Origin of the sequence: Actinomadura rubrobrunea NBRC 15275, from assembly GCF_001552235.1 — a bacterium.
In the GTDB taxonomy this organism is placed as follows: Bacteria; Actinomycetota; Actinomycetes; order Streptosporangiales; family Streptosporangiaceae; genus Spirillospora; species Spirillospora viridilutea.
In genome coordinates this window covers 1-24,273 of sequence record NZ_BCQU01000042.1, presented here as the reverse complement: position 1 = coordinate 24,273, position 24,273 = coordinate 1, and the positions used below count along the sequence as shown (strand labels likewise).

General features: G+C 70.5%; 19 protein-coding genes. 14 read left to right on the top strand and 5 right to left on the bottom strand.

The window, feature by feature from the left end:
• Positions 1-27 precede the first annotated feature (27 nt).
• Together AR3_RS14945 and AR3_RS31135 are read right to left on the bottom strand one after the other, a co-directional pair.
• Positions 28-1,197 (bottom strand): matrixin family metalloprotease, encoded by a 1,170-nt coding sequence (locus AR3_RS14945; RefSeq protein WP_067914630.1) that lies wholly within the window; start codon positions 1,195-1,197, stop codon positions 28-30.
• Positions 1,194-1,760, bottom strand: coding sequence for a class E sortase (locus AR3_RS31135; RefSeq protein WP_067914628.1), 567 nt, complete (start codon positions 1,758-1,760; stop codon positions 1,194-1,196). The genes AR3_RS14945 and AR3_RS31135 overlap by 4 nt, the downstream gene beginning before the upstream one ends.
• 393 nt (positions 1,761-2,153) lie before the next feature.
• Between AR3_RS31135 and AR3_RS31130 the strand changes: the two genes are divergently transcribed.
• From AR3_RS31130 to AR3_RS14900, 9 genes are all read left to right on the top strand, one after another.
• Entirely contained in the window at positions 2,154-2,387 is a 234-nt protein-coding gene (locus AR3_RS31130; RefSeq protein ID WP_169803841.1) for a hypothetical protein, read from the top strand.
• 294 nt (positions 2,388-2,681) lie between these two features.
• The gene (locus AR3_RS30600) at positions 2,682-2,834 is read left to right on the top strand and encodes a hypothetical protein (protein WP_157406676.1); all 153 of its coding nucleotides are present in this window, start codon (positions 2,682-2,684) and stop codon (positions 2,832-2,834) included.
• 62 nt (positions 2,835-2,896) lie between these two features.
• Positions 2,897-4,387, top strand: a complete 1,491-nt coding sequence (locus AR3_RS14930; protein ID WP_067914624.1) for a sugar transferase — start codon at positions 2,897-2,899, stop codon at positions 4,385-4,387.
• Positions 4,387-5,904: an O-antigen ligase family protein gene (locus AR3_RS14925; protein WP_106258133.1), complete on the top strand. Its 1,518-nt coding sequence runs from the start codon at positions 4,387-4,389 to the stop codon at positions 5,902-5,904. The genes AR3_RS14930 and AR3_RS14925 overlap by 1 nt, the downstream gene beginning before the upstream one ends.
• Positions 5,891-7,618 carry a murein biosynthesis integral membrane protein MurJ gene (gene murJ / locus AR3_RS14920; RefSeq protein WP_083951539.1) on the top strand — a complete coding sequence of 576 codons (1,728 nt, stop codon included), beginning with the start codon at positions 5,891-5,893 and terminating at the stop codon, positions 7,616-7,618. The genes AR3_RS14925 and murJ overlap by 14 nt, the downstream gene beginning before the upstream one ends.
• Positions 7,590-8,267, top strand: coding sequence for a polysaccharide deacetylase family protein (locus tag AR3_RS14915; protein ID WP_067914617.1), 678 nt, complete (start codon positions 7,590-7,592; stop codon positions 8,265-8,267). Before murJ ends, AR3_RS14915 begins: the two co-directional genes overlap by 29 nt.
• A complete protein-coding gene (locus AR3_RS14910; RefSeq protein WP_067914615.1) occupies positions 8,264-9,427 on the top strand; it encodes a glycosyltransferase in 1,164 nt (387 codons plus the stop codon). Before AR3_RS14915 ends, AR3_RS14910 begins: the two co-directional genes overlap by 4 nt.
• Positions 9,428-9,608: 181 nt before the next feature.
• Positions 9,609-10,358: a YveK family protein gene (locus AR3_RS14905; protein ID WP_067914613.1), complete on the top strand. Its 750-nt coding sequence runs from the start codon at positions 9,609-9,611 to the stop codon at positions 10,356-10,358.
• On the top strand, positions 10,355-11,587 hold the full coding sequence (locus AR3_RS14900) for a glycosyltransferase (protein ID WP_067914611.1): 1,233 nt from the start codon (positions 10,355-10,357) through the stop codon (positions 11,585-11,587). The genes AR3_RS14905 and AR3_RS14900 overlap by 4 nt, the downstream gene beginning before the upstream one ends.
• On the opposite strand, the gene AR3_RS14895 is transcribed toward AR3_RS14900, so the two are convergent.
• Positions 11,584-12,798 carry a glycoside hydrolase family 26 protein gene (locus AR3_RS14895; protein ID WP_067914609.1) on the bottom strand — a complete coding sequence of 405 codons (1,215 nt, stop codon included), beginning with the start codon at positions 12,796-12,798 and terminating at the stop codon, positions 11,584-11,586. The genes AR3_RS14900 and AR3_RS14895 overlap by 4 nt on opposite strands.
• A gap of 131 nt (positions 12,799-12,929) precedes the next feature.
• Here AR3_RS14895 and AR3_RS14890 point away from each other — a divergent pair, with 131 nt between their 5' ends.
• Both AR3_RS14890 and AR3_RS14885 read left to right on the top strand, forming a co-directional pair.
• A complete protein-coding gene (locus tag AR3_RS14890) occupies positions 12,930-14,231 on the top strand; it encodes a carboxylate--amine ligase (protein WP_067914682.1) in 1,302 nt (433 codons plus the stop codon).
• A gap of 30 nt (positions 14,232-14,261) precedes the next feature.
• Positions 14,262-15,518 carry an NAD(P)-binding domain-containing protein gene (locus AR3_RS14885; protein ID WP_083951538.1) on the top strand — a complete coding sequence of 419 codons (1,257 nt, stop codon included), beginning with the start codon at positions 14,262-14,264 and terminating at the stop codon, positions 15,516-15,518.
• 501 nt (positions 15,519-16,019) lie between these two features.
• Here the strand turns inward: AR3_RS14885 and AR3_RS14880 are convergent.
• Positions 16,020-16,787 carry an IPT/TIG domain-containing protein gene (locus AR3_RS14880; RefSeq protein WP_083951537.1) on the bottom strand — a complete coding sequence of 256 codons (768 nt, stop codon included), beginning with the start codon at positions 16,785-16,787 and terminating at the stop codon, positions 16,020-16,022.
• A 104-nt stretch (positions 16,788-16,891) separates the two neighbouring features.
• Positions 16,892-17,665, bottom strand: a complete 774-nt coding sequence (locus tag AR3_RS14875; protein ID WP_067914605.1) for an IPT/TIG domain-containing protein — start codon at positions 17,663-17,665, stop codon at positions 16,892-16,894.
• Positions 17,666-18,976: 1,311 nt separating this feature from the next.
• On the opposite strand from AR3_RS14875, the gene AR3_RS14870 reads away from it, so the two are divergent.
• From AR3_RS14870 to AR3_RS14860, 3 genes are all read left to right on the top strand, one after another.
• On the top strand, positions 18,977-19,984 hold the full coding sequence (locus tag AR3_RS14870; RefSeq protein WP_067914603.1) for a beta-propeller fold lactonase family protein: 1,008 nt from the start codon (positions 18,977-18,979) through the stop codon (positions 19,982-19,984).
• Positions 19,985-21,084: 1,100 nt separating this feature from the next.
• Positions 21,085-22,158: a YVTN family beta-propeller repeat protein gene (locus tag AR3_RS14865; RefSeq protein WP_390098855.1), complete on the top strand. Its 1,074-nt coding sequence runs from the start codon at positions 21,085-21,087 to the stop codon at positions 22,156-22,158.
• 547 nt (positions 22,159-22,705) lie between these two features.
• Positions 22,706-23,656: a beta-propeller fold lactonase family protein gene (locus AR3_RS14860; protein WP_083951536.1), complete on the top strand. Its 951-nt coding sequence runs from the start codon at positions 22,706-22,708 to the stop codon at positions 23,654-23,656.
• The last annotated feature ends 617 nt before the right edge of the window (positions 23,657-24,273 follow it).

Sequence of the window (24,273 nt, the reverse complement as noted above, 5' to 3'; positions counted from 1 at the left end):
GTGACGCGCCCGGTGCGGCGGCCCTCCTCAGCGCCTGCCGTACAGCCTCTTCAGCCCGAGGAAGTCCCCGAGGCCCAGCGTGCGCCAGTGGAACTCGCACGTGTCGATGGCCGGGAACATCGTGAGCTTGCGGTGCCGGGCGCCCTTGACATGGGCCAGGCCCAGGTGATGCAGGGTCTCGTGGGCCGCGACGCCGACGGCGTCATAGGCGTCGGCGCGGCAGCGCTTCTTGCTGGTCGCCCAGCGCGCTCCGCTGGCGTTGAGCGCGATGTCCCCTTCCACCATCTTGCCCCTGCGGAACCATTTGCAGGTGAGGCCGAGCATGGTCTCGCCGGGGCGGAAGCGCATCCAGCCTCGGACGTTGCGTCCGTCGGCCCTGCCGCAGGCGCCCGACCTCAGGACTCCGGGCGGACGCCACGTCGACCCTTTGTAGACCTGGCGGATGGAGACCCGTCCGAGACGGCAGTTGTTCTGTCCTCGCACAGCGATGCGGGTGCCGCGGAGGAACGCCCGCTTGCGCTGCCTGGCGTTCAGATAGGCCACCGGGCCCCACCCCGGGTAGTACCACCATTTCAGGACCGGCCGGCGGCGCCCCTTGGACGGGAGCGGGGCGCCGTCGCTGCGGTACGCCGCGTCCCGGCACGGGGAAATGGGGGCGGCGGCCGACCGTTCACGGGAGGACGCGGCCGAGGGGGCCGGAGGCGGAGGCAGGGGAGCGTGCGCCCTGCCGCCCGTCGGATCGTCCAGGGTGGTCGGCAGCGCGTCCCAAGGGCCGCCGGGCTCGTCGCCGGACACGGTGACCCGCTTCTCGGTGAGGTCGACGTCGACGACCAGCGACTGCATGCCGCGCCCGCCGAGCACGGACGCCTCCACCGAGCTGCCGTCCGGCGGCACCATCACGCCCAGGCCGCTCGGCCCCTTCAGCAGGATCGACCGCGGGTCGCACCGGGTCATGTCGATGACGAAGGGCACGCGGGTGACCAGCAGCGTCCCCGCGGCGCACGGCTCGGTGGCGATGGCCGCGGAGCCCGCCGCGGCGCCCGGCGCCCGCGCCGCGTACCCGACCGTCGCCGGCGCGCGCGGCGTCGGCCCCAACGCCGCCGCGACGCCGCCCGGCGCCAGCGCCGTCAGGGCCAGCGCGATGGAGAGCCCCCGCGCGCCCCCGAGGCGCCGCCGCGCGGTCAGGCCCCCGCTCATCGCGCGCCCATCCTGGCCAGGACGACCAGCCGCTGCCGGTCGGAGCCCGGGGGATGGCACGTGATCAGCGTGAGCCTCCGGGCGTGCGGCTCGGCGTGCGGCCGGAACGGCACCGGCGCGAGCACCGACCGGCGCCGCGCGGAGATGATCCGCTTCCCGTCCACCCGGTAGACGTACCGCCGCGCGCGCGCCGACACGATGAGCCGGTCGCCGCGGCGCAGCCGGTGGAGGCGCCGGAACGGCGCCGAATGCGTCGTGCGGTGTCCGAGGATCACCATGTTGCCGATCTCCCCGGGCCGCGCGGTGCCGGGAAAGTAGCCCGGGCCCTTGGCGAGCACGCGCTGCGACACGCCCCGTCTGACGCGCAGCCTCGCGTGCAGCCGCGGAATGGTGAGAAACGTCCTCGAGGCGCGGCGGGGCGCGCCGCGGGACGGCGCGACCGCCCGTGTCGCGGACGCCGCGGTCACCGCCGGCGCGGCCGCCTCCGACGCGGCCGGCGCGACGACCGCCGCGCCCGAGCAGACCAGGGCGGCCGCGACGCCGAGCCTGACCAACCAGTGCACAGACAATGGGACATCCAACCGGGGACTTCCAACCCGAACGCGAGAAGAAAGCGGCGGCACGCACCGGCCGTCCGGGTCGCCGATCACGGGGTGCGATGCCACTAGCCTGAAATGGTCCGTCGGTTCGCGGGAACCGACCGGAATCCGGCGGCCGGTTCCCGAACGCCGGACCTGGCGTGCATGGACGTACCCATGATCCAGGGCGGCTCGGCCGCATTGGCGCCTTGTTGGCGGACTGATTGCCGGGGTTGGGGAGCGTATGGCGCCGCGACGAGCGGGGCGGGTGTTGCCGAATGAAGCTGAGAACAAATGTTGGGGCGGGTCGGACCGATCTGCGCTCGGGCGACGGAAAGGCGGGGACGCGATCCCGGCCGAGGCGCGGAAGGACGCGGCGTGGACGGCTTTGACCCTGATCGGTTGGAGCGTTTCAGCTGGGCGCGCAAACCGCTGCGGCGGCTGACGGCCGACGAGCTGGCGCAGGCGCTGGCGTTCCTCGACTCGATCGGCGCGGCCGACGATCCGCTCGCCCGCGCGCTCGCCGCCGAGCTGGTCGAACGCACGGCCGCCCGGGTGCTGTGGAACGGCAACGGGCACGTCGCCGACCTGGACGGTCTCGGCCCGGTCTGAGCGCACGCGTCCGGGGCGTCCGCAGCCGAGCAAATTCCGGCGGCTTCGCATTCGTGGCGGGAATGATCCGGCGCGCCCTTTTCCGGGAGATCCGGCGAGCTGTGCGGATTTCCGTTTCTGTCCGGCTGGACGGCCTCGGGGGCGGCGAGAAAAATGTCCGGTGCCAGGGGGAGCCGCCGTGCTCACCCAGAATGAGGAGCATGCGGCGACGGTTCGATTTCGAGAAATCTGGAAAAGGGGCGCCGTGGCCGTCGGCGTAGTCTCCGATAACGGACGCCTTAGCGGGCGGTCCGCTTGATCAAACAGACGGTTCTCCTTGTTAAAGAAACCTGGCCGGAAGGAGTACTTCGCCGCTCCGGTGTCATCCTGACGACGGTGCCGAACGAAACGGTGCGAGCACCGCCGGACACGCGCGACGGCAGCGTTTTGTACGGCATTCGTATGTGATCTTGAACTCGGTTGTGGACGTCACTCGCCGGTGAGTTCTTGTCTGTGAAGGGAAGCGCGAGATGGGAGCCCAAGGGCTGAGTGCGAGCACCGGACCCCACCCCTCCGGCCAGGCGGTCCCGCTGACCGCGCCGCCGCAGGACGTCCAGACCGACGTCCCGGCGCTCGCCGTCCCGGAGGCCTCGCGCCCCCCGCGCGGCGCTCACCGCGGACGAGGCGCGTTCCCGCTGGTCCTCGCGCTGGTCGACGGCGCGTCGATGGCGGCCGCCGCGCTCGCCGCGGGGGCCGGGCGCCCCGCCGCCGCGCTGGGCGCGGCCGCCCTGACCGTGGCCGCGGGAGCGGCGTCGGGCGGCCTCTACCGGCGCCGCCGCGTGCTCTCCGTTCTGGACGACGCGGGCGCGATGCTGATCCCCGCCCTCGTCGCCGGGATGCTGGTCGCCTTCGCGTTCCTGGACGGCCCGTGGACGCCCCTCGCGGACTCCTGCGCCATCGGTTTCTGGGTCGCCGTCCTCTACTTCATAACGGCGCTCACCGGCCGGTCCCTGTGCTACGTCGCGGTCCGCGCCTGGCGCAGGAGGCGCAACGCCCCGCCGTCCGCGCTCGTCATCGGAGGCGGGTCGTTCACCGGCCATGTGCTGGACATGCTGCGGCGGCACACGGAACTCGGCCTCAAGCCGGTGGGGCGGATCCATCCGTCCGGATCGGTGCCGCCCCGGGAGGCGAGCGGCCCGATCCTCGGCGGACTCCCGGAGCTGCGCCGGGTCATCCGGACGCGCGGCGTCACCGACGTCGTCATCGTGGGCGAGGAGGTGCCGCGCCGTCACGTCGAGGTCGTCGCACGCCTCTGCGGCGCCCTGGGCTGCGAGGTGCTCCTGGTGCCGACGGCGGTCGAGCTGCTCTCCGGGGCCGGGGAGCGCGCCGAGCACCTGTGCGGCATCCCCTGCGTCACCCTCGCGCACGGTCCGCAGGGACGCCCGACGTGGTACGCCAAGCGCGCCTTCGACGTGGTCGCGGCCGCTCTCGCCCTCGCCGTCGTCTGGCCGCTGATGGTCGCCTGCGCCATCGCCGTCCGGATCGAGGGCGGCCCGGGGGTGCTGTTCCGGCAGCGGCGCGTGGGGATGGGAGGACGAACGTTCGTGCTGCTGAAGTTCCGCACGCTCAAGCCCGCGGACGAGGAGGAGGCGGACACCCGCTGGAGCGTGGACGGCGACGAGCGCATGGGGCCCGTCGGCTGCTTCCTGCGGCGCACCTCGCTCGACGAACTGCCGCAGCTGTGGAACGTCCTGCGGGGCGACATGAGCCTGGTCGGGCCCCGTCCCGAACGCCCCCACTTCGTGGAGCGGTTCTCCAACGAGTACAGCGGCTACGCCATGCGCCACCGCGTTCCGGTCGGCATCACCGGCTGGTCGCAGGTCCACGGGCTCCGGGGCGACACCTCGATCGCCCTCCGCGCCAGATTCGACAACCACTACATCGACAACTGGTCCTTCTGGGGCGATCTGAAGATCCTCTTGCTGACCATCCAGGCGGTCTTCATGGTGAAGGCGCCGTGATGGGAGCGCTGTCCGCACCGTCCGCTCACGGCATGCCGGCGCCGCCGCGGGCGCCGGCGGCGGGAAACGCGGAGGGCGTCCGGCGGCGCGGCCTGGGACGGCTGCGCGCGCCGGTCGTCCGCCCCGGCGCGCTCGTGGCCGTCACCGTCCTGTGCGTGTGCGCGCCCGCCGGGCGGGGCGCCTCGGACGGCGCCGTCAAGGTGACGCCGGCGGACGTGGCCAGCGCGGTGGTCGTCGCGGTCGCGGCGATCTCGGTGGTCGCGGCGCGCCGGCGGCTGCCCCCGCGCGCGCTCCTCGCGTTCGGCCCGGTGATCGTCACGGTCGGCGTGACCACGGTGTGCTCCACGGACGTCGCCGCGAGCCTGCCCGGCGCGGTCCGCTTCCTGCAGATCTTCGTCCTGGTGCCGCTGGCGGTGATGACGCTCGTGCGGGACCGCCGCGACCTGACGCCGGTCTGCGCCGCCGTCGTCGCGGCCGCCGTGTTCGAGGCCGGGTACGGCATCGTCCAGGCCGCGACGGGGACGGGGGCGTCGTACGAGGGGCGCAACGTGCGCGCCGTCGGGACGTTCGGCGCCCTGGACGTCATGGCGTTGGCGACCGTCGTCGGGTACGGGACGGTCGTCACGCTCGCGTTCCTGCTGGCCAGGCCGTCCCGCGGCCGACCCGCCGCGGTCACGGCCCTGCTGTGGGCGGTCCTGGCCGTGCAGGCCGCCGCGCTCGTCCTCTCGCTGAGCAGGGGGAGCTGGATCGCCGTCGGCGCGGCGGCGGCGCTGATGACGGTGCTGCGCGACCGGATGCTGGCCCTGCGCGTCGCGGTCGCCGCGGGCGCGGTCGCGGTCGTCGCGGGCGGCGCGCTCGGGCCGGGGGCGCAGACGGTCGTCGAACGCGCCCGCTCCATCACCGCGTCCACGAGCACGCCGGACCAGTCGGTGGTCGACCGGTACAGCCTGTGGAGCACGGCCCTGCACATCTGGCGCGACCACAGGGCCACGGGCGTCGGGGTCAAGAACTTCGCCGCCTACCGCGACACATACGCGCCGATCCAGCTGTCGGGGGCCAGCGACACCAGCGACCCGGTCAACGGCTACGTCCGGCAGGAGCTGCTGTCCCCGCACAACCAGTACCTGCTCGTCCTCAGCGAGCAGGGCCTTGTGGGGATCGCCGGGTTCGCCGTGCTCTTGGGTTTCTTGCTAGCGGGGTTGGCGCGCCCGCCGGCGATGCCGGGGAGAAGCGCGCGGAGGGACGCCGTGTGGCTTGTGGCGACGGGATTCATGACGGTGGTGCTGGTGGACTTCCTGTACGGGGACCTCGGCGGGCCGACGTCCGTGCTGACGTCGGTAATGCTTGGTGTGACCGCCGTGGTCGCGCTCGGGCCGTCGCGCGGCCCGGACGGCCCCGTCCCGCGCGTCCCCGAGACCGTCCCCGAGACCGTCCCCGCAACCGTCCCCGCATCCGACGCCGAATCCGCTCGGCCCCGCGGCCGCCGCACGACGGGAGGCGCCCATGACAGCCGTTGAGGCCGCCCCGGCGCGCAGAGTGTCGATCGGGCGCGCCACGGCCGTCACCGCCCTCCTCACGGCCTCGGGCACCTCGCTGGGGTTCGTACGCGATCTCGTCATGGCGCACCAGTTCGGGGCCAGCGGCGGCACCGACGCCTTCCTGGTCGGCTGGACGATCCCCGAGACGGTGTCGTCGCTGCTGATCGAGGACGCGATGGCGCTGGCGGTGGTGCCCGCCGTCAGCCTCGCCCTGCACCGGCGCGGCCACGCCCGGGCGTTCGTGGCCTCGGCGCTGCCCCGCCTCGCCGCCGTCCTGGCCGTCGCGGCGCTGCTGTCGGCGCTGGCGGCGCCGGTCCTGGTCGGCATGCTCGCCCCCGGCATCGGCCGACCGGACGACGCGGTGCGCTGCGTGCGGCTCACCTCGCTCACCATCCTGACGTTCGGGGTGGTCGGCTTCATGAGCGCGACGCTGCGCGCGCACCACCGCTTCGGGCCGCCCGCGTGCATCTACGCCGCCTACAACACGGGCATCCTGACGATGATCGCGGTGTTCCACGAGCCGCTGGGCGTCACCAGCGCGGCCTTGGGCGTCGCGTTCGGCAGCCTGCTGATGATCGCCGTGCAGGCCCCGGTCTTCGCGCGCTGCCTGGCCCCCGCCCACGTGCCCCACCGGGCGGCGCTGGAGGGCGAGGCCGGCCGGGCCGCGGCGCTCGGCCTGGCCGCCATCGCGCCCATCGTGCTGTGGAGCCTGCTCCGTCAGGGGCAGGTCCTGGTGGAGCGCTTCCTGGGGTCGTCCCTGTCCGAGGGGTCGATCTCCCACCTCAACTACGCCGAGCGGGTGGCCCAGGCGCCGGTGATGCTGTCGCTGCTGCTGGTCGCGGTGACGTTCCCGCGGCTGGCGCGGGCGACGGCCGCGGGCGACCTGACCATGGTGCGCCGGCGGATGGAGTGCGACATCGTCGCGGTGGGGGGCATGGTGCTCTGCGCCACCGCCTTCGTGGTGGCGTTCGCCCCGACCATCATCACGGTGCTGTTCGAACACGGCCGCTTCACGGGCGGCGACACCCAGAGCACCGCGTCCATCATGCGCATCTACGCGGTGGGGCTGCTCGCCCAGGCCATGGTCGCCGTGGCCGGACGCGGCTTCTTCGCCCGCGGCACGCCGTCCTGGTACCCGGTCTCGTGCGTCGCCCTCGGGCTGGGCGCCACCGCCGCCATCGGCGTGGCCACGGTGAAGGGCTTCGGCGTCGGCGGGCTCGCCGCCGCCAACGCCGCGGGCGTCAGCGTCTCCGCCACCCTGCTGCTGGTGGGCCTGCGCAAACGCCTGGCGGCCATCTCGCTGCGCCACGTCGCGCACGACCTGCTCACGCTCGCCATGGCGGCCGCCGTCGCCACCGCGACCGGGCTCCTCGTCCACGCCGGACTCGCGGACAAGGCACCGCCCGCGTTGGTGCTGCCGATCGGCGGGATCGCCGTCCTGGCGGTGTACGGCACGACCCTCATGATGGCGTGCGCGTGCCGAGGGCTCACCAAGGCGAGGCATGCGGCGACGGCAGCGGGGCAGGACGCGAGCCCGTTGGAGCTCTTCTGCCCCCTCGTCATCCGCTCCGCCAGCCGTGTCATCAGCCGTTTCGATCGGGGGAAGACCAGTGATCCAGACACAGCCGACGCGCAGAGCGCGCGACAGGGTGCCGTGGGTACTGATGTACCACTCGGTGGCGCACACCAATGAGGATCCGCATCGGATCACGGTGTCGCCCGCGCGGTTCATGCGGCAGATGCGGTGGCTCGCCTCGCGCGGGCTGCGCGGCGTGAGCATCCGCGAGCTGCGGGCCGCCGAGGAGAAGGGCGAGGCGGGCGGCCTGGTCGGCCTGACGTTCGACGACGGTTACGCCGATTTCGCCGTCCGGGCGGTGCCCACCTTGCTGCGGTTCCAGTTCACCGCCACGGTGTTCGTGGTCGCCGAGTGCATCGGCTCCCACAACGTCTGGGACGACGGCCCGCGCAAGCCGCTCATGACGGCGAACCAGCTCCGCCAGGTGCGCGGCGTGGGCATGGAGGTCGCCTCGCACGGGCTGCGCCACGTCTCCCTGCCCGACGTGGACGACGACGAGCTGTCCATCGAACTCACCCGCAGCCGCGCCCTCCTCGAGGACATCCTCGACGAGCCGGTGACGGGCTTCGCCTACCCGTACGGGCACGCCGGCCGCCGCGAGATCGAGGCGGTCCGGGCCGCCGGGTACGAGTACGCGTGCGCCATCTGGCCCGACGAGCCCCAAGACCACGCCCTGGCCCGCGCCTACATCGGCCAGCGGGACGGCGCGCTGCGGATGCACGCCAAGCTCTGGCAGCACCGGTTGCGGTGGAGGACGCGGGTATGACGCGGGTCCTGCACGTCATCACCGGGCTCGGACGCGGCGGCGCCGAGCAGCAGCTCCTGCAGTTGGTGCGGCACATGCCGGGCTCGGTCGACACCGAGGTCGCGGTGCTGACCCGGCCGGGGCCCGTCGCCGCCGCCCTGCGGGCGCAGGGGGTGCGCGTGCACGAGATCGGCATGCGGGGCAACCGGGACCTGTCGGCGCTGCCCAGACTCGCGCGGCTCATGCGGGACGGCCGCTACGACGTCGTCCACACCCATCTCTACCGGGCCTGTGTCTTCGGCCGCATCGCCGCCCGGCTGGCAGGGGTGCGGACGGTGGTCGCGACGGAGCACTCTCTGGGAGACGGACACATCGAAGGCCGCTCCACATCGGCAGCGGTGCGGTGGCTGTACATCGCGACCGAACGCCTCGGCACGGTGACCGTCGCGGTGTCACCGACCGTCGCCGGGCGCCTGCTCGACTGGGGCGTCCCCGCCGACCGCATCGTGGTGATCCCGAACGGCATCGACGCCGCGGCGTTCGCGTTCGATCCCGGACTCCGCCTGGGCGTCCGCCGCCGACTGGGCATCGCCCCCGACGAGTTCGTCTTCGGCGCCGTCGGACGGCTCGTCCCCACCAAGCGCTTCGACCTGCTCATCAGGGCGTTCGCCCGGCTGGAGAAGGGAGCGCTGCTGATCGTGGGGGACGGGCCCCAGCGCGGCGAGCTGCAGGAGCTCGCCGCCCGCACCGGCGCGGCCTCCCGGACGATCTTCATGGGGGAGTCGGGCCACGTGCCCGGCGTGCTCAGCGCCATGGACGCGCTGGCGGCGCCTTCCGAGCAGGAGACGTTCGGCCTCTCCGTCGTCGAAGGACTCGCGGCGGGGCTCCCCGTCCTCTACACCGAGTGCCCCGCCCTGGCCGACCTGCCGCCCGGCATGGTCCCCGACAGCGCCCGGCATGTGCCCGCCCGGCTGCCTGAGTGGCAGGAGGCGCTGGCCCGATGCATGAGCGAAGGCCGCAGAAGAACGGTCCCGCCCGATGCCGTATGGCACTACGACATCAGCGTCCACGCCAAGACGCTCGCCGAACTGTACGAGAGCAGCCACCGGTCGGCCACCGGCCCGCGGCCGGAACCCGTCGTGGCACTGCAGCAGGAAAGGGCGCAGAATGCCGGACATTAGGTCACTCGGCCTCAAACTGGCCGCCTTCAAGCCGTTGCCGACCCCGTCGTCCAAGCAGTCGACCGACGTCCCGAGGCCGCGCCTGGCGACGGTGCCGAGGCCCCTGCGCCGGAAAGAGCGGCGGTCCGCGCGCCGCAAGACGAGACGCTCCGGAGCGCGGCGGCCCGGCGCGTGGAGGTTCATGCTGCATCTGACCCTGCGCGCCGTCCCGTACCTGCTCATCGTCCTGCTCGGCGCACTGGGCGGGCTCGTCTACGCGCTCAACGCGCCCCCGGTGTACACGGCGACCGCCCACGTCATCGTGGTGCCGACGAATTCGGGGCCCGACCGGATGGCGGTCAACTTCGCCCAGGCGTACGGACGGCTCGCCGCCAAACGGCAGACCCTCGCCTGGGCCGTCGACCCCGTGCCGCCGAGCCGCGGGGCGGACGCGCCCAAGCACGTGAAGGCGTCGACGTCGCCGGACACCCCGCTGATCCAGCTCACCGGGTCCGCCCGTACCGCCGAGCGCGCCGTCCAGTACGCCAACGCGGCCGCCGACGCGCTCGTCCGCTACGGCACGAGCCTCTCCGGGGAGACCGGCGTCCGCGTCGCCTTCATGAGCCCGGCGGACCGTCCGACACGCCCCACGTCGCCCGACCTGCCGCTGAGCCTGGCGGTCGGAACGGCCGCCGGGGTTCTCCTGGCCGGGCTGGCGGGCGCCATCGCGTCCGGGATACGCGGGCAGTTCCGCGAATACCGCCGCCTCCACTCGGAGGAGCCCCGGCCGTCGTCCGACACGGGCCCTGAGCCGCCTGTCGACGCGTCCACGGCACCGCGGGACAACACTTCTGCAGGAGAGGTCCCCACGCCGACACGAGTGGGCCGCGCGACGGCACGGCAGCGCCACACGCCGACACGGAAGTCCCGCAAGTCCAGGAGGCAGAAGTGACCGGCCGAGCCGAACCGATCCGCGTTCTCCACGTGTCGCAGCCCACGCACGGCGGTGTCGCCGGCTACATCGCCCAGGCGACCCAAGACCAGCTTCAGCGCGGCTGGGAAGTGGCGGTGGCATGCCCCGCAGAGGGCTCCCTGGCGGGGCGGCTGCACGCCCAGGGAGTGCCGCACATCGCCTGGGCCGCGGGACGCTCGCCGGGGCCGGGGACACTGGCGGAGTGCAGACGGCTGCACCGCATCATCCGGCGCTACCGCCCGCACATTGTCCACCTGCACTCGTCCAAGGCCGGCCTGGCGGGCCGCCTGCGCCCCCGCCCCGACATACCGGTGATGTTCCAGCCGCATGGATGGTCCTGGCTCGCGACGCGCGGCGCGCAGCGCACGGCGGGAATCGCCTGGGAACGCTTCGCGGCACGCCGCGCCCACGCGGTCATCTGCGTGGGGCAAGGCGAACTCCACCAAGGGCAGACGGCCGGAGTCGACGCCCTCTACACGGTCGTGCGCAACGGCGTGGACCTGCAACGGTTCACGCGGACCGACGCGTCCGAACGGCTCGCCGCGCGCAAGCTGCTGGACGTACCGTCCGACGCGCCCCTGGCGGTGTGCCTGGGCCGCGTCACACGCCAGAAGGGCCAGGACGTCCTCATCGCCGCGTGGCCGCGCGTCAGGGCGCGCTGCCCCGACGCCCGACTGGTGCTGGTCGGCGACGGCGACATGCTGCCCCGGCTCCGCGGGTACGCCACCGACGGCATACGGTTCGTCCCCGCGGTGGAGGACCCCCGCCCCTGGCTCGCCGCCTCGGACGTGGTGGTCATGCCGTCCCGCTGGGAAGGGCTGCCGCTGGTCGCCCTGGAGGCCCTCGCCATGGGCCGCCCCCTGGTCGGCACCGCCATCCCAGGACTCATCGAGGTCGTCACCCCGCGCGTGGGCGCGCTCGTCCCCGCCGAAGACCCCTCGGCGCTCGCCGCCGAGGTGGCCCGCAGACTGCTCGTCCGGGAACTCGCCGAAGCCGAGGGCCAGGCGGCGGCCCGCCGCGCCCTCGAGTTCGACGCCACACGCACCTTCGCCCGTCTGGCCGCCATCACGTACGGCCTCGCCACCGCCGCGTACCCGGTGGCGACCGCGCGAAGGACCGCCCGCCTGTCGGAGCGGGCGCCCGGCGCCGACCCCGCTATCGCCGCGGCGGGGCCGGCGCCGGGCATGGACGCGGACCCCGGGCCTTAGCGGATGCCGGACTCAGTCGGCGAGACGGTCGGCGAGACGGTCGGCACGGTCGGCGACGCGGCGGAGCCGCGCGGACCCGAGGACGGGCCGGAAGGGCCGCCGAGGGAAGGAACGGGCGGCATGCCGGGCGAAGGGAGGGGCGGCTTGCCGAACAGCAGCCGGTACATCGCCGAGGACCGGGGATTGTCGGCGCACCGCCACACCCCGTGCGGGCAGTAGTCGGAAATGGTCTGGTAGACCACGTTATGGGAAGCGAACCATCGGTGCATTCCTTGGATGTATTCGGGGTTGTCGGAATTGCGGAACAGGCCCCACTCCGGAAAGGAGATCGGCTTGCCGTGCGCGCGGGCGAAGTCGGCGTGGGCCCGCAGTCCGTAGGGTTCCGTGACGAAGTCGGCGAAGGTCATCCCGGTCGGCTGGTCGTAGGAGTCCATGCCGATGATGTCGACCACGTCGTCGCCCGGATAGCAGTCGGTCCAGGGAATCGCGTCCCGTCCCCTGCTGGGCGTGAAGTCGAACCGGAAACGCGCCCCGTCCACCGACCGCATCGTCGCCACGATGCGCCGCCAGTAGATCTTCCACATGGCCGGGTTCGGCGCGCAGCGGCCGGTGTAGGTGATGCCGTTCATCTCCCAGCCGAGGACGATGATCGCGTCTCCGGCGCCCGCGGCGACGAGCCGCTCGGCGAGCCGGGAGAAGTGCACGTCGTAGGAACCGGACGCGGCGCCGCGCAGCAGCGCGGACACCACCACGTCCGGCATCCACACCTCGTTCGGCGCCAGCATGGGCACGTTGATCACCAGCATCCGCCGCGGGTCGGCGGCGCGCCATTTCCCCCAGGCTTTGATGAGATCGGCCGGTCCTTCGATGCCTCGCCACGTCTCCCCGGGCAGATACGTGTGGCCCACGGTGACCGGAGTGCCGAGCCATTTCTCGAAACCCTCCAGCCGCTCCACCGCCTCCGGTCCCGAGCCGACGAACGCGCCCAGCGGGACGGGCGGGCGGGGCAGCTCGGTCGGCGGCAGCGTGCCGGTGGCGCCGGTGCGGACTGCGGACGCGTGCCTGTGGTAGCGGATCGCGGTCGTCGACGCCGCCCAGACCACGGCGGCCGTCGCCGCGGCGAGCGCCGCGCAGCCGAGTTTCGGCAGAACGTACCGCGCGCGGGTCCGCGGGAAAGAGCCGTCGTCACGGCCGGCTGTACCGAAAGTCATAACTGATCTATGCCCTAGGCGTCGACGGCGCGAAACAACACGACGCCGATTCCCTGTCCGTCCAGCATTTTGGGAGTGAATGTGCGGCCGAATGTGAAGTGTCCGGCAATTGTCCGTTCGGGGTGGTGGCGATGAGGGGCCGCGACCCGGTCGGCGGGGAATTCGACGCCGACCTCCCGGTTCTGGTGCTGCGGACCGATCGGAACATGTTCCACCACGGCACCCTGGGGGTGATCCGCTCGCTCGGCCGCGCCGGCGTGCCGGTGCACGCGGTCCTGGAGGGGCCCGGCGCTCCCGCCGCCGCATCCCGCTATCTGCGGGAACGGCATCCCTGGGGGCCGCCCGCCCCCGACGGCGCCCCGGCCGCGCTGGTCGCGCATCTGGAACGCATCGCCCGGCGGATCGGCCGCCGCGCCCTGCTCGTGCCCATGGACGACGGCGGCGCGATCTTCATCGCCGAGAACTCCGTCGCGCTCTCCGAGCACTTCGTGTTCCCGCGCCAGGAGCCCGCGCTGCCCCGGTCGCTGGCGGACAAGTCCACCCTCGCGGACAAATGCGCCGAGGCCGGCGTCGTCTGCCCCGACAGCCGGCTGCCGCTGTCCGCGCACGACGTGGACGAAGCGCTCAAACAATGGGGGCTGCCGATCATCGCGAAATGGGCGCGCCCCTGGCGGCTTCGGCCGGGCCGGCGCAGCACGTCCGTGGTGAACACGCGGGAGCAGGCCCACGAGCTCATGTCCATGGCCGCGGACCCGTCCGGCGCCGGACCGCTCATCCTGCAGCAGCGGATCGCCTCCCCGCGAGCCGTCGACTGGTTCTTCCACGGGTACTTCGACGACGCGTCGCGATGCCTGTTCGCCGGCACCGGACGCAAGAAGCTGGCCTGCCCGCCCCAGTCGGGACACACCGTCCTGGGGGAATGGACGCCCAATCCCGAACTGGAGGAGATCGGCCGCACCCTCGGGCGCGTCCTCGGCTACCGCGGCGTGGTCGACCTCGACTTCCGGCTGCTGCCCGAGACCGGCACCTATTTCCTGCTCGACTTCAACCCGCGGCTCGGCGCGCAGTTCCGGCTGTTCACCGACCGGCGCGGACTCGACCTGGCGCGCGTCATGCACCTGGACCTGTCCGGACGGCCCGTTCCGTACGTCCGGCCCGACTACGGACGCACCATGGTCGTCGAGAACCACTATCTGCGCCCGTCGGTGCTGCGCTCCTTCAAAGGCGCGTCCAGAGCACACGAATTGCGCAAGGCCGACGAGTACGCGTGGCTGTGCCGAGACGATCCCGCACCATTCCTCGTTATGGGTGCGCAAAGTGTCGTACGCGCGGCGGAAAAGCTGCGCACTTCGCGGATCGCCCGTTCCCGCCGGGGTAAGAGCAAGGCACCCGAGAAGCGGCGGTGCCCGGCATCCGACCCTCCGGGCGACTGAGAAGACGACATCGGAAATAGAGGGAAATCAATGGACGACTCGGTCATTGACGTGCTCGTCGTCGGGGCGGGCCCCTATGGCCTCTCCGTGGGCGCCTACGCGCGTCAAGCGGGCCTGCAGGTGCGGGTCATCGGCATTCCCATGCAGTTCTGGCGCGAGAACATGCCGGCCGGAATGTTTCTGAAGTCCGAACCGTTCGCCTCCAGCCTGGGAAGTCCGGTCCCCGGCCTCGGCTTCCGCGAGTACAGCGGCGGATGGCCGGACGGGCTGCCCATTCCTGTCGACACCTTCGTCTCCTACGGCCTGTGGTTCACCGAGCACGCCGTTCCCGAACCGGAGCCGTCCCGAGTGCTGCGCGTCGAGCACACGCCGGGCCCCCGCTACCGGGTGATGCTGTCCACCGGCGAGGAGGTCAGAGCCCGGTCCGTGGTGGTGAGCGTGGGGGTCGGCCCGTTCTGCCACGTCCCGGCGGAGCTGGCGGCCCTGCCTCCGTCACTGGTGTCGCACAGCATGGACCACCGGGAGTTCGACCGGTTCAGCGGCAAGGAGGTCGTCGTCGTGGGCGCCGGGCAGTCCGCCCTGGAGACCGCCGTGCTTCTCGCCGACTGCGGCGCCCGGCCCGTCCTGCTCGCCCGCACTCCGAAGCTGTCCTGGAACGACCTGCCGGTGAAGGGCGCCGAACGTCTCACCTCCGTAGTGCGCGGACCCCGGCACGGCCTGGGCCGCGGGTGGCGCAGCTGGGTGCTGTCGGAACGCCCGCAGGTCGTCCGCTACCTGCCGGTCCGCACCCGGCAGCGGCTCGTGGAGAACACGCTCGGCCCGGCCGGCGCCTGGTGGCTTCGCGACCGCCTGGACGGACGGGTGACGCGGCTGCTGGGGCGGCGCGTGGTGGACGCGGCAAGGCTGGACGACGGGCGGGTGCGGATCGTCACCGAGGACCGCCACGGCGACCGCACCGAGGTGCGCGCCGACCACGTCATCGCGGCGACCGGCTACGTCCCCGACGTGAACCGCATCGCTCTCCTCGACCCGGACCTGCGGCGGCGCCTGCGCCGCACCGGGCTGTCGCCGACGCTCGACGCCCACTTCCAGTCGTCGCTGCCCGGCCTGTACTTCGCCGGGCTCACCGCGGCGGCGACGTTCGGCCCGGTCATGCGGTTCGTCTACGGCGCCGACTTCGCGGCCCGCCGCATCGTCGGCCACCTCACCGCGACGATGCACGCCGGGTCTCCTTCCGGTGACACGATGACACCGGTCGGTGAAACCGCGATGGAGGTGCATCGGTAACGCGTCGAACGTATCGCCCCTGCCTGGTGATGCCGTACCGTGCTGCCGCTCGTAGGCAGGCAGGCGTTCTGACAAGGGAGGTCCGTCTGCACGTGACTGACATCGCTTGGTCGCTGGATCTCACGAGGCTCGAGGCTGCCACCCGCTACTCGGCCACGCCGGTCAGCGAGGCCGCCGTGGAGGTGCATCGGTGACGCGCCCCTGCCTGGTGAGTCCGCGGTGCGTTACAGCGGACGGCTTCTCGGCCGGGCAGGGGTGCCCGACACCAGGGTCCCGGAGCGGTCACTTCCCAGCTCTCGGGCAGAGCCGCATCTTCGCCATCTGCCCGAGAGCATCCTGGGGCGCGCGCCGGAACGCCACCGAGCGGCGCGACCCTGTCACCACGGACGCACGTCGTTTCTTCCGGCTTGTACCGTGAGGGCCTCTCACGGGACGCACATTGACACGGCGTTGACACGGGACTTCGCCCGACCGGCCGCCGCTTCCGCCCTTGGCGTCGGCTCACACGTAGGTGAAGGTCGCCGTGGACGACCCCTCGCCGAGGACGTTGAGCACCGTGACGGCGACCGTGCCCGTACCGCCGGGAGTCCTGGCGACGATCTGCGTGTCGGAGACGACGGTGAAGACGGCCAGGGCGCTGCCGAACAGAACGTCGGCGGCATGGGTGAACGACGAGCCGACGATGAGCACCGACTCGCCCCCCAAGGAGCTTCCCTGGGTCGGCTGCACGCTGACGACCGTCGGTATTCCCAGATAGCTGTAGAGGGTGAACGGTTCCGTCCGGCTCGTTCCGGCAGGTGTCGTGACCGTCACCTGGACGGTGCCCGTTCCGGCGGGCGCCGTCGCCGTCACCTCGTTGTCGGACACGACCGCGAACGACTGCGCGGGCGTCGTCCCGAAGTGAACGGCGGTGGTCTGGCTCAGCCCGACGCCGCGGATCGTGACGGTGTTGCCTCCCAGCTCCGGGCCCGCGTCAGGGGCGATCAAAGTGACCACGGGCTGGGGCGGCACGGCGACGTAGGTATAGGGCGCCTGGTCCGTGCTGGTGCCGAGGGGGCCGCTGACCGTCACGTTGACGGTGGCCGGCCCGGTGGCCGGCGGAGCGGCGGCGGTGATCTGGGTGTCGGAGTTGATGATGAAGGGGGCGGAGGCGGCGCCGAAGGCGACCCGCCCCACCGTGCTGAATCCGCTGCCGGTGATGACGACCAGGTTGCCCCCGCTCACCGGCCCCTGGGAGGGGTCGAGCCCGCTGACCACGGGTCGGGCCATGCTGCACCTCGCGTCCTGTCCGTGGAACCGGCGTCCCGGCCGGCGGGCGGCCGGGACGCGGCTGCGTCGGGTTCTGTGCTCGCGCACGATCCGGTGACCGTGGCCTACGTGTAGGTGAAGGTGGCCGGGGCGCTGGTCCCGCCGGGGGTGATGACCACGACGTCGACCGCTCCGGTCGGCCCGGCGGGCGCGATGGCGAGGAGTTGGGTGTCGGAGACGGCGGTGAAGGCGGCCTGGACGCCGTCGAAGGTGACCTGGATGGCGTCGCTGACGAAGGCCTCGCCCTCGATTTCGACTTCGATCCCGGCGGGACCGGTGGCGGGGTCCAGCGAGTCGATCACCGGGGTGTCGTAGGCGGTCGCCGCGTTCGCCAGCGTCGCCGTGCCGCCCGCGGTCCGGACGGCCACGCTCACGGGCTGGAACCACGGGTTGGCGCCCACGGGGGTGAGGGCGTCCGGTGTCACCGTGACCGAGCCGTCGCTGTTGATCGTGGGCGTGGCGGCGGTCGGGTCGCCGTTGAAGGACACCTGGTTGGTGGTGAGCAGGCCGTTCCCGGAGATGGTGACGGACCCCGGGGTCTCGGCCGAGATCTCGGCCGGGCTGACGCCGCTGAGGACGGGGGCCGCGATGTAGTAGAAGGGCAGCGCGTTGCTGGTGCCGCTGGTGGCGGTGACGGTGACGTTCTGGATGCCGCAGCCGCCGGGGACGGTGCAGGTGACCTGGGTGCCGTCGCCGTTGACCGTGGCGGGGACCGTCCTGCTGCCGATCCTGGCGGTGGTGGCTCCCGTCAGATCGGTGCCGTTGATGAGCAGCGTCTGTCCCGCGTTCCCCTGGTTCGTCGCCTGCGGCCCGCAGGCGAGGGATGTGATGACGGCCATGAGGGGTTCTCCTTTTCCGGTAGAACGGAACTGATCGAACGCGATCGAATGACGCGTCCTGGAATTGTTCGGGGCGATGCGCCGGGATCGCCGCCGCGGCGAACCCGGCGCGCGGCACTGATCGGCGGAGAATCCCGCCGGAGCGGCGGGACGCGGGGGTCGTCTGTGCCGTCCGCCGGTTGGATGAGACCGCCCCGAAGGGGCGAGAGGTGATTTGTTCACCTGCTATCGAAGAGTCTCACCTCAACTCGTATCGGACCAGTGTGCCCACGACGGCGACATTCCCGCCGCCGAAGGCGGGCAAACTGATTCTTCTGAGATTCCGCAAATGAATCTTGAAAACCTCCGTCCGGATCGGATATTGATCGGTCGGGGTGATCTGATCACAGCGTCGTACCTTCAGATGAAGGTCATTTCCTGATGCGGCGCCGTTCCGTCCCGCTGGTCGATTGATCTCAATTGAATGGCCCGTGCTGTCCGTTCGAGGGGGCGGTTGAACGATCTTTGTGGCGGCGCCGGCCTGTCTCAGCCCCCGGCGTCCCAAGGCGGTGCCCGGTCTGCCGGCCGCCGAGCCCCCACGCTCGGCGATCTGCGGCCGGCACGCCTCAGCGCCGACCAAAAGCCGTCGCCGGCGGACGCGGGTGCCACCGCGCAGGTCATGCATGCCGCCCCGCGTTCACTCCGTCCTGTCCGCGCCCATGAAGAGATCGCGCCTCAGACAGGTGCCTGGCGACCATAGGGACATTCGGGCGCCGCAAATGGTCGTCCTCGGAGGTGACGCGACGCTGTGACGGCCGGGGCGTCCCAGACCGCCGAGCAGATCGTGCGGACTACTACGATCCCGCAGCCCTCGAGGTCTCAACCGAAAATGGACGGTTGGCGTGTCCGTGAAGCCGTCGAGCTGATAAGGGGAGCGACGAAAATTCCTGTACCGGTCATTCACCGGCAGGCTGCATGGACGCGGTCGCTCGAAAGCGGATGTCGCCGAACAGCGCGGTCTGATCAGCGTGTGCTCTCGGGGCAGCTGCGAGGTGAATCAGCAGACAGCGGGCGGGCGCGTGATCTGTTGAAGATCGCAGTTGATGTTTATGTGGGTATGTCCTGATCGGGCGCAAATCGCGCTTCACTTCTCATGGTCGCCGCGTCCAGTGTCAAGGTAAATTCTCATCCGCTTATGGTAGATCGACTGTTCCTGAGGTCATCTGGAGAGTACAAAAGATTCGTCTCATCGCAAAGGAGGTCTCCAAGGTGGCCCCTTCGATAAGGAAAGCGGGCGGGGCGCCCCGTCCCGGATCGTCAGGCCGTCTCCGCTTGCGGGGACGGCGCTTCGGTCCCGGGCGCCTGCTGGTCGCCGCGGCCGTCCTGGCCGGAATGACGGCGACGATGGCGCCGCCGACGTCGGCCGCGTCCGCCGAGCGGCAGCAGCAGCGGACGGTGACCTACGTCGCCAACTCCGACTCGGACACCGTTTCGGTGATCGACGCGGCGACCGACACCGTGGCCGCCACGATCCCCGTCGGCGACGGCCCCGCGGGCCTGGCGCTCACCCCAGGCGGCACACGCGTCTACGTCGCCAACGCCGACTCCAACGACGTGTCGGTGATCGACACGTCGAGCAATGCCGTGATCGCCACGATCCCCGTCGGCGGCACGCCCCTGGACGTCGCGGTCAGCCCGGGCGGCGCGCGCGTCTACGTCGCCGACTTCAGTTCGAACACCGTGTCCGTGATCAACACGTCGACCAACACGGTGATCGGTACCGTCCCCGTCGGCAGCGCTCCGAGCGGGCTGGCGGTGACTCCAGGCGGCACTCGTGTGTACGTCGCCAACTTCTCGTCGGGCGACGTCTCGGTGATCAGCACGTCGAGCAATGCGGTGACGGCCACGATCCCGGTCGGGAACGGCCCCGTGGAGGTCGCGGTGACCCCGGGCGGCACGCGCCTGTACGTCGCCAACTTCATCTCTGACGACGTCTCGATCATCAATACTGCGAGCAACACCGTGACCGGAACGATCCCCGTCGGCGCCGCGCCCCGTGCACTGGATGTCACTCCGGGCGGTACTCGCGTCTACGTCGCCAACAGCGGCTCGAACGACGTATCAGTGATCAACACGGCGACCGGCACCGTGGGCACCACGATCCCCGTCGGCGACAGCCCCCGAGGTTTGGCGATCACTCCCAGCGGCTCTCGTGTCTACGTGGCCAATGATCTCTCGGGGAACGCGTCAGTGATCAGCACGTCGACCAACACGGTGACGAGCACCATCGCGCTCGGCAACGGACCCTTCGGGGTGGACAGCGGGCTCGTCCCCGAATGAGCCGCCGACCGCGGCGGGACAGGAGCACCCGAATACCGACGTAGATCTCGGGGCTCTCGACTGCTGGGAGATCACAGCGTCCTCGGCACGCTGACGGCGAGCGCAGAGCCCCAGCCTTCTCCTCATGGAGGTCTTCCGGCCCTGGAGTGTCACAAACGCGGAAGTTCAGACCACCAGGGCCGGAAGCCTCTCTTCTGCAACCACCACAGCAGCTTTGCCGAGGCCCTGGACAACCAGGCGGTGAAGGTAGATCCGCCGGCATCGACGTCGCTTGGGGTGACCCGCCTGGACGACAAGCCGCCCAGAGGCGGCCAGTGGACCGTCTCCCAGTGGCTGGTGTGATGTGTCCGAGCGCCACCGAGTGGCGGCTCCTGCGCACTCGCTTCTCCCGGTGGGCTTTCGACACAACCTCCGCCGAATGACGCAGGCCGCCCGGGCCTGCGCCGACGCAGCTAGAGAACATCGACGCGTCGTTGCACGCCCGGCACGTCGCCGACACCGAAAGACATGAGATGCGGCTGCTCTCGGAGCGGGCCGATCACTGTGATCCATCGGGCCTGCGACCACAGAGGACGCTTGAACGCTGCTTCAACTCGACTTACGTAGGGCGTGGCAGCCCGCCCGCACTGCTGCGAGACCACCGGTTCCCAAGCAGCACGTCCACCTGCCCCGTCACGTGGCCATGGCACCGAGACGACACGGGCTGAAGCGCCTTGGCAGGGGGAGTGGCCGGGAAGAGGCGAAGCTGGGAATGCGTCCCGGCAGGCTCGGCTCGCTCACGGTATGGCCGTGGGCAGAGGTCGCAACCATGATCTGCGGATCACGCGACTGAGCGCTGCGCGTGGACCCGACCCGCGAAATGGATCATGCGGACGTCTCTTCAGCGGACGCGCTGAGTCCACGGAGCAACGAACCGATGACGACACATTTGTACTTTTTGCGCCAAATGCCCTCAATGTGTTGATTGTGCCCGTGACGCTCGTTAAGCGGCATATGCGCCACACGGTTTGACCAAATTACGGTCCGCTTTCGGTAGATCAGCTATGGCGAACTCTAATTCGAAGAGTACAAACGATTTGTCCTACCACAAAGGAGGTCTCATGATGACCCCTTCGATCAGGAAAGCGGGCGGGGCGTCCGGCTCCGCCTCGCCAGGCCGTCTCCACTGGCGGGGATGGCGGTCCGGTCCCAAGCGCCTGCTCGTCGCCGTCATCGTCCTGGCCGGCATGACGATGGCGACGGCCGCGCCGGCGTCGGCCAAGACCACTACGCAGCAGCAGCAACAGCAGGTCACCTACGTCGCCAACAGCGGAGGGGACAGCGTCTCGGTGATCGACACCGTGACCAACACGGTGATCGACACGATCACCGTCGGCGACGGTCCCAGCGCGCTGGCGATCAACCCGGCGGGCACTCGGGTCTACGTGGCCAACGCCACCTCGGGCACCGTATCGGTGATCGACACTTCGACCAACACCGTGATCGCCACGATCACCGTTGGCGCCAATCCCACGGGGCTGGCGGTCACTCCCGGCGGCACCCGCGTCTACGTGGCCAATACCAACACGGACAATGTGTCGGTGATCGACACTTCGACCAACACCGTGATCGACACGATCACCGTCGGTGACGCCCCGATAGGGGTGGCGGTCACTCCGGGCGCCACCCGGGTCTACGTGGCCAACTCCGGCTCGGACAACGTGTCGGTGATCAGTACGGCGACGAACACGGTGACCGACACGATCACCGTCGGTGACAATCCGCAGGAGCTGGCGGTCACTCCGGGCGCCACCCGGGTCTACGTGGCCAACTCCGGCTCGGACAACGTGTCGGTGATCAGTACGGCGACGAACACGGTGACCGACACGATCACCGTCGGTGACGCCCCGCGAGCGGTCGCGGTGACTCCGGGTGGTACGCGGGTCTACGTGACCAATCAGGGGACGGACGATGTGTCCGTGATCAGTACGGCGACCAACACGGTCACCACGACCATCACCGTGGGTGACAATCCGCAGGGTGTGGCGGTGACTCAGGGCGGTACGCGGGTCTACGTGACCAACACCGGCGCGGACAATGTGTCAGTGATCAGTACGGCGACCAACACGGTCACCGGAACCATCACCGTAGGGGACGCCCCCATCGGGGTGGACAGCGGGCTCATTCCCGAGTGAACCGCCGACGGCGGCTGGCGTACCGCAGCCCGTCACTTCGTGCACCCCTGCGCACAGACGTCGAGAGCTGACCTGATCTCGCTCACCAGCGGTCGGCGAATGCCCTGACGCAGCGCGGAAGGTGGCCTTCCGGCCCTCAAAACGGCATCGCGAGGTCTCGAGAGGCGCAGGGCCGGAAGGCACCTCCGCTGCAGGAGGACGGTCAGGAAACCGAAGTTGGCCTCCATAAACTGGAACGGGAGCTAGACGAAAGTGGTGGATTTCGTCGATCGGCTGGTCGAACTCAACCAGTAGTGCCCTATCTCTGTGTCTCACGGCATCAGATCCGTCCATTTCATCCATTGAGTGATTCGCGCCCGCGCGTTCCATTGAACCAACTAAATCCATTGCTATCAGAGAATGTCCTGTCCCCTTCGCAAAGGAGGTCTTCAAGGTGGCACATTCACGCGAGGTCGCGAGAGGGGAGGCCGGCCCAGGCCGTCTCCAGCGGCGGGGATGGCGGTCCGGTCCCAGGTGCCTGCTGGTCGCGGCGGCCGTCCTGACCGGAATGACGATGGTGATGGCCGCGCCGGCACCTGCCACGACCGCTGTGCAGCGGCAGCAGCAACAGCAGGTCACCTACGTCGCCAACTCCGGCTCGGACAATGTGTCGGTGATCGACAACGTGACCAACACGGTCATCAACACGATTACCGTCGGCGACAATCCTGCTGCACTGGCGATCACCCCTGGGGGCACTCGGGTCTACGTCGCCAACTCCGACTCGGACAATGTGTCGGTGATAGACACCTCGACCAACACCGTGACGGCTACGATCAGCGTCGGTGACAATCCGCAAGGACTGGTAGTCACTCCGGGCGGCACCCGCGTCTACGTGACCAATTTCAACTCGAACAACGTGTCTGTGATCAGCACGGCGACCAACACGGTGATCGACACTATCACCGTCGGTACCAATCCACAGGGGTTGGCGGTCACTCCGGGGGGCACCCGCGTCTACGTGGGCAATTTCGCCTCGAACAACGTGTCTGTGATCAGCACGACGTCGAATGCCGTGATCGACACGGTCACCGTGGGCACCAACCCGGTGGGGGTGGCCGTGACTCCGGGTGGTACTCGGGTATACGTGACCAACACCGATTCCGACAATGTATCGGTGATCAGTACGGCGTCGAACACGGTGATCGACACAATCACCGGGGGTGACCGGCCAGGGGGTGTGGCTGTGACTCCGGGTGGTACTCGGGTGTACGTGGCCAACCACGATTCCGGCAATGTGTCGGTGATCAGTACGGCGTCGAACACCGTGATCGACACGATCACCGTCGGTATCAATCCGCGCATGTTGGCGATCACTCCGGGCAGCACCCGCGTCTACGTGCCCAATTTCGGCTCGGACAATGTGTCGGTGATCAGTACGGCGTCGAACACGGTGATCGGAACCGTCACCGTCGGCACGGAGCCCACCGCGGCGGACAGCGGGCTCATTTCTGAATGAGCCGCCGGCGGCGGCTGGCGTACCGCAGCCCGTCACCCGAGCATCGCCGCGCACGCACACGGAGATCCTGAACTGATCTCAGCTCACCAGCCGTCGGCGAATGCCCCCGACGCAGCGGGGAAGGTGGCCTTCCGGCCCTCGAAAGATCGGGATCGCGAGGTCTCGAGGGGCGCAGGGCCGGAAGGTGTCACCGCTGCGGGAAGGACAGTCAGGAAACCGACCTAGGCCGCTACAGTTCGGACCGGAGCTAGACAGATGTCGTTGAAATCTGTCGACCGTCTCGCTCAACTCAATCATTTGCAACCTTCCCCGGTCCCATTCGACATGTGACCTGTCGATTGACTAGAACGTAGCCCATGCATGTAAATCAACGGACTATGGGCCTTCCAATCGGGAAGTGCCCCGGCGCAAAGGAGGTCTTCAAGATGGCACGTTCACGCGAGGTGGCGAGAGGGGAAGCCGGCTCGGGCCGCCTTCACCGGCGGGGATGGCGGTCTGGGCCCAGGCGCCTGCTGATCGCCGTGGCCGTTCTGGTCGGCATGACGATGGCGATGGCCGGGCCGGCGCCGGCCACGACCGCTGCCCAGCGGCAGCAGCAACAGCAGGTCACCTACGTT

What these genes read in the sequence shown, in the direction of transcription:
- AR3_RS14945 (WP_067914630.1), bottom strand. Translation starts at nt 1,197, where the DNA reads ATGAGCGGGGGCCTGACCGCGCGGCGGCGCCTCGGGGGCGCGCGGGGG.
- AR3_RS14930 (WP_067914624.1), top strand. Translation starts at nt 2,897, where the DNA reads ATGGGAGCCCAAGGGCTGAGTGCGAGCACCGGACCCCACCCCTCCGGC.
- AR3_RS14925 (WP_106258133.1), top strand. Translation starts at nt 4,387, where the DNA reads ATGGGAGCGCTGTCCGCACCGTCCGCTCACGGCATGCCGGCGCCGCCG.
- murJ (WP_083951539.1), top strand. Translation starts at nt 5,891, where the DNA reads ATGACAGCCGTTGAGGCCGCCCCGGCGCGCAGAGTGTCGATCGGGCGC.
- AR3_RS14915 (WP_067914617.1), top strand. Translation starts at nt 7,590, where the DNA reads ATGTACCACTCGGTGGCGCACACCAATGAGGATCCGCATCGGATCACG.
- AR3_RS14910 (WP_067914615.1), top strand. Translation starts at nt 8,264, where the DNA reads ATGACGCGGGTCCTGCACGTCATCACCGGGCTCGGACGCGGCGGCGCC.
- AR3_RS14905 (WP_067914613.1), top strand. Translation starts at nt 9,609, where the DNA reads ATGCTGCATCTGACCCTGCGCGCCGTCCCGTACCTGCTCATCGTCCTG.
- AR3_RS14895 (WP_067914609.1), bottom strand. Translation starts at nt 12,798, where the DNA reads ATGACTTTCGGTACAGCCGGCCGTGACGACGGCTCTTTCCCGCGGACC.
- AR3_RS14890 (WP_067914682.1), top strand. Translation starts at nt 12,930, where the DNA reads ATGAGGGGCCGCGACCCGGTCGGCGGGGAATTCGACGCCGACCTCCCG.
- AR3_RS14885 (WP_083951538.1), top strand. Translation starts at nt 14,262, where the DNA reads ATGGACGACTCGGTCATTGACGTGCTCGTCGTCGGGGCGGGCCCCTAT.
- AR3_RS14880 (WP_083951537.1), bottom strand. Translation starts at nt 16,787, where the DNA reads ATGGCCCGACCCGTGGTCAGCGGGCTCGACCCCTCCCAGGGGCCGGTG.
- AR3_RS14875 (WP_067914605.1), bottom strand. Translation starts at nt 17,665, where the DNA reads ATGGCCGTCATCACATCCCTCGCCTGCGGGCCGCAGGCGACGAACCAG.
- AR3_RS14865 (WP_390098855.1), top strand. Translation starts at nt 21,085, where the DNA reads ATGATGACCCCTTCGATCAGGAAAGCGGGCGGGGCGTCCGGCTCCGCC.
- AR3_RS14860 (WP_083951536.1), top strand. Translation starts at nt 22,706, where the DNA reads ATGACGATGGTGATGGCCGCGCCGGCACCTGCCACGACCGCTGTGCAG.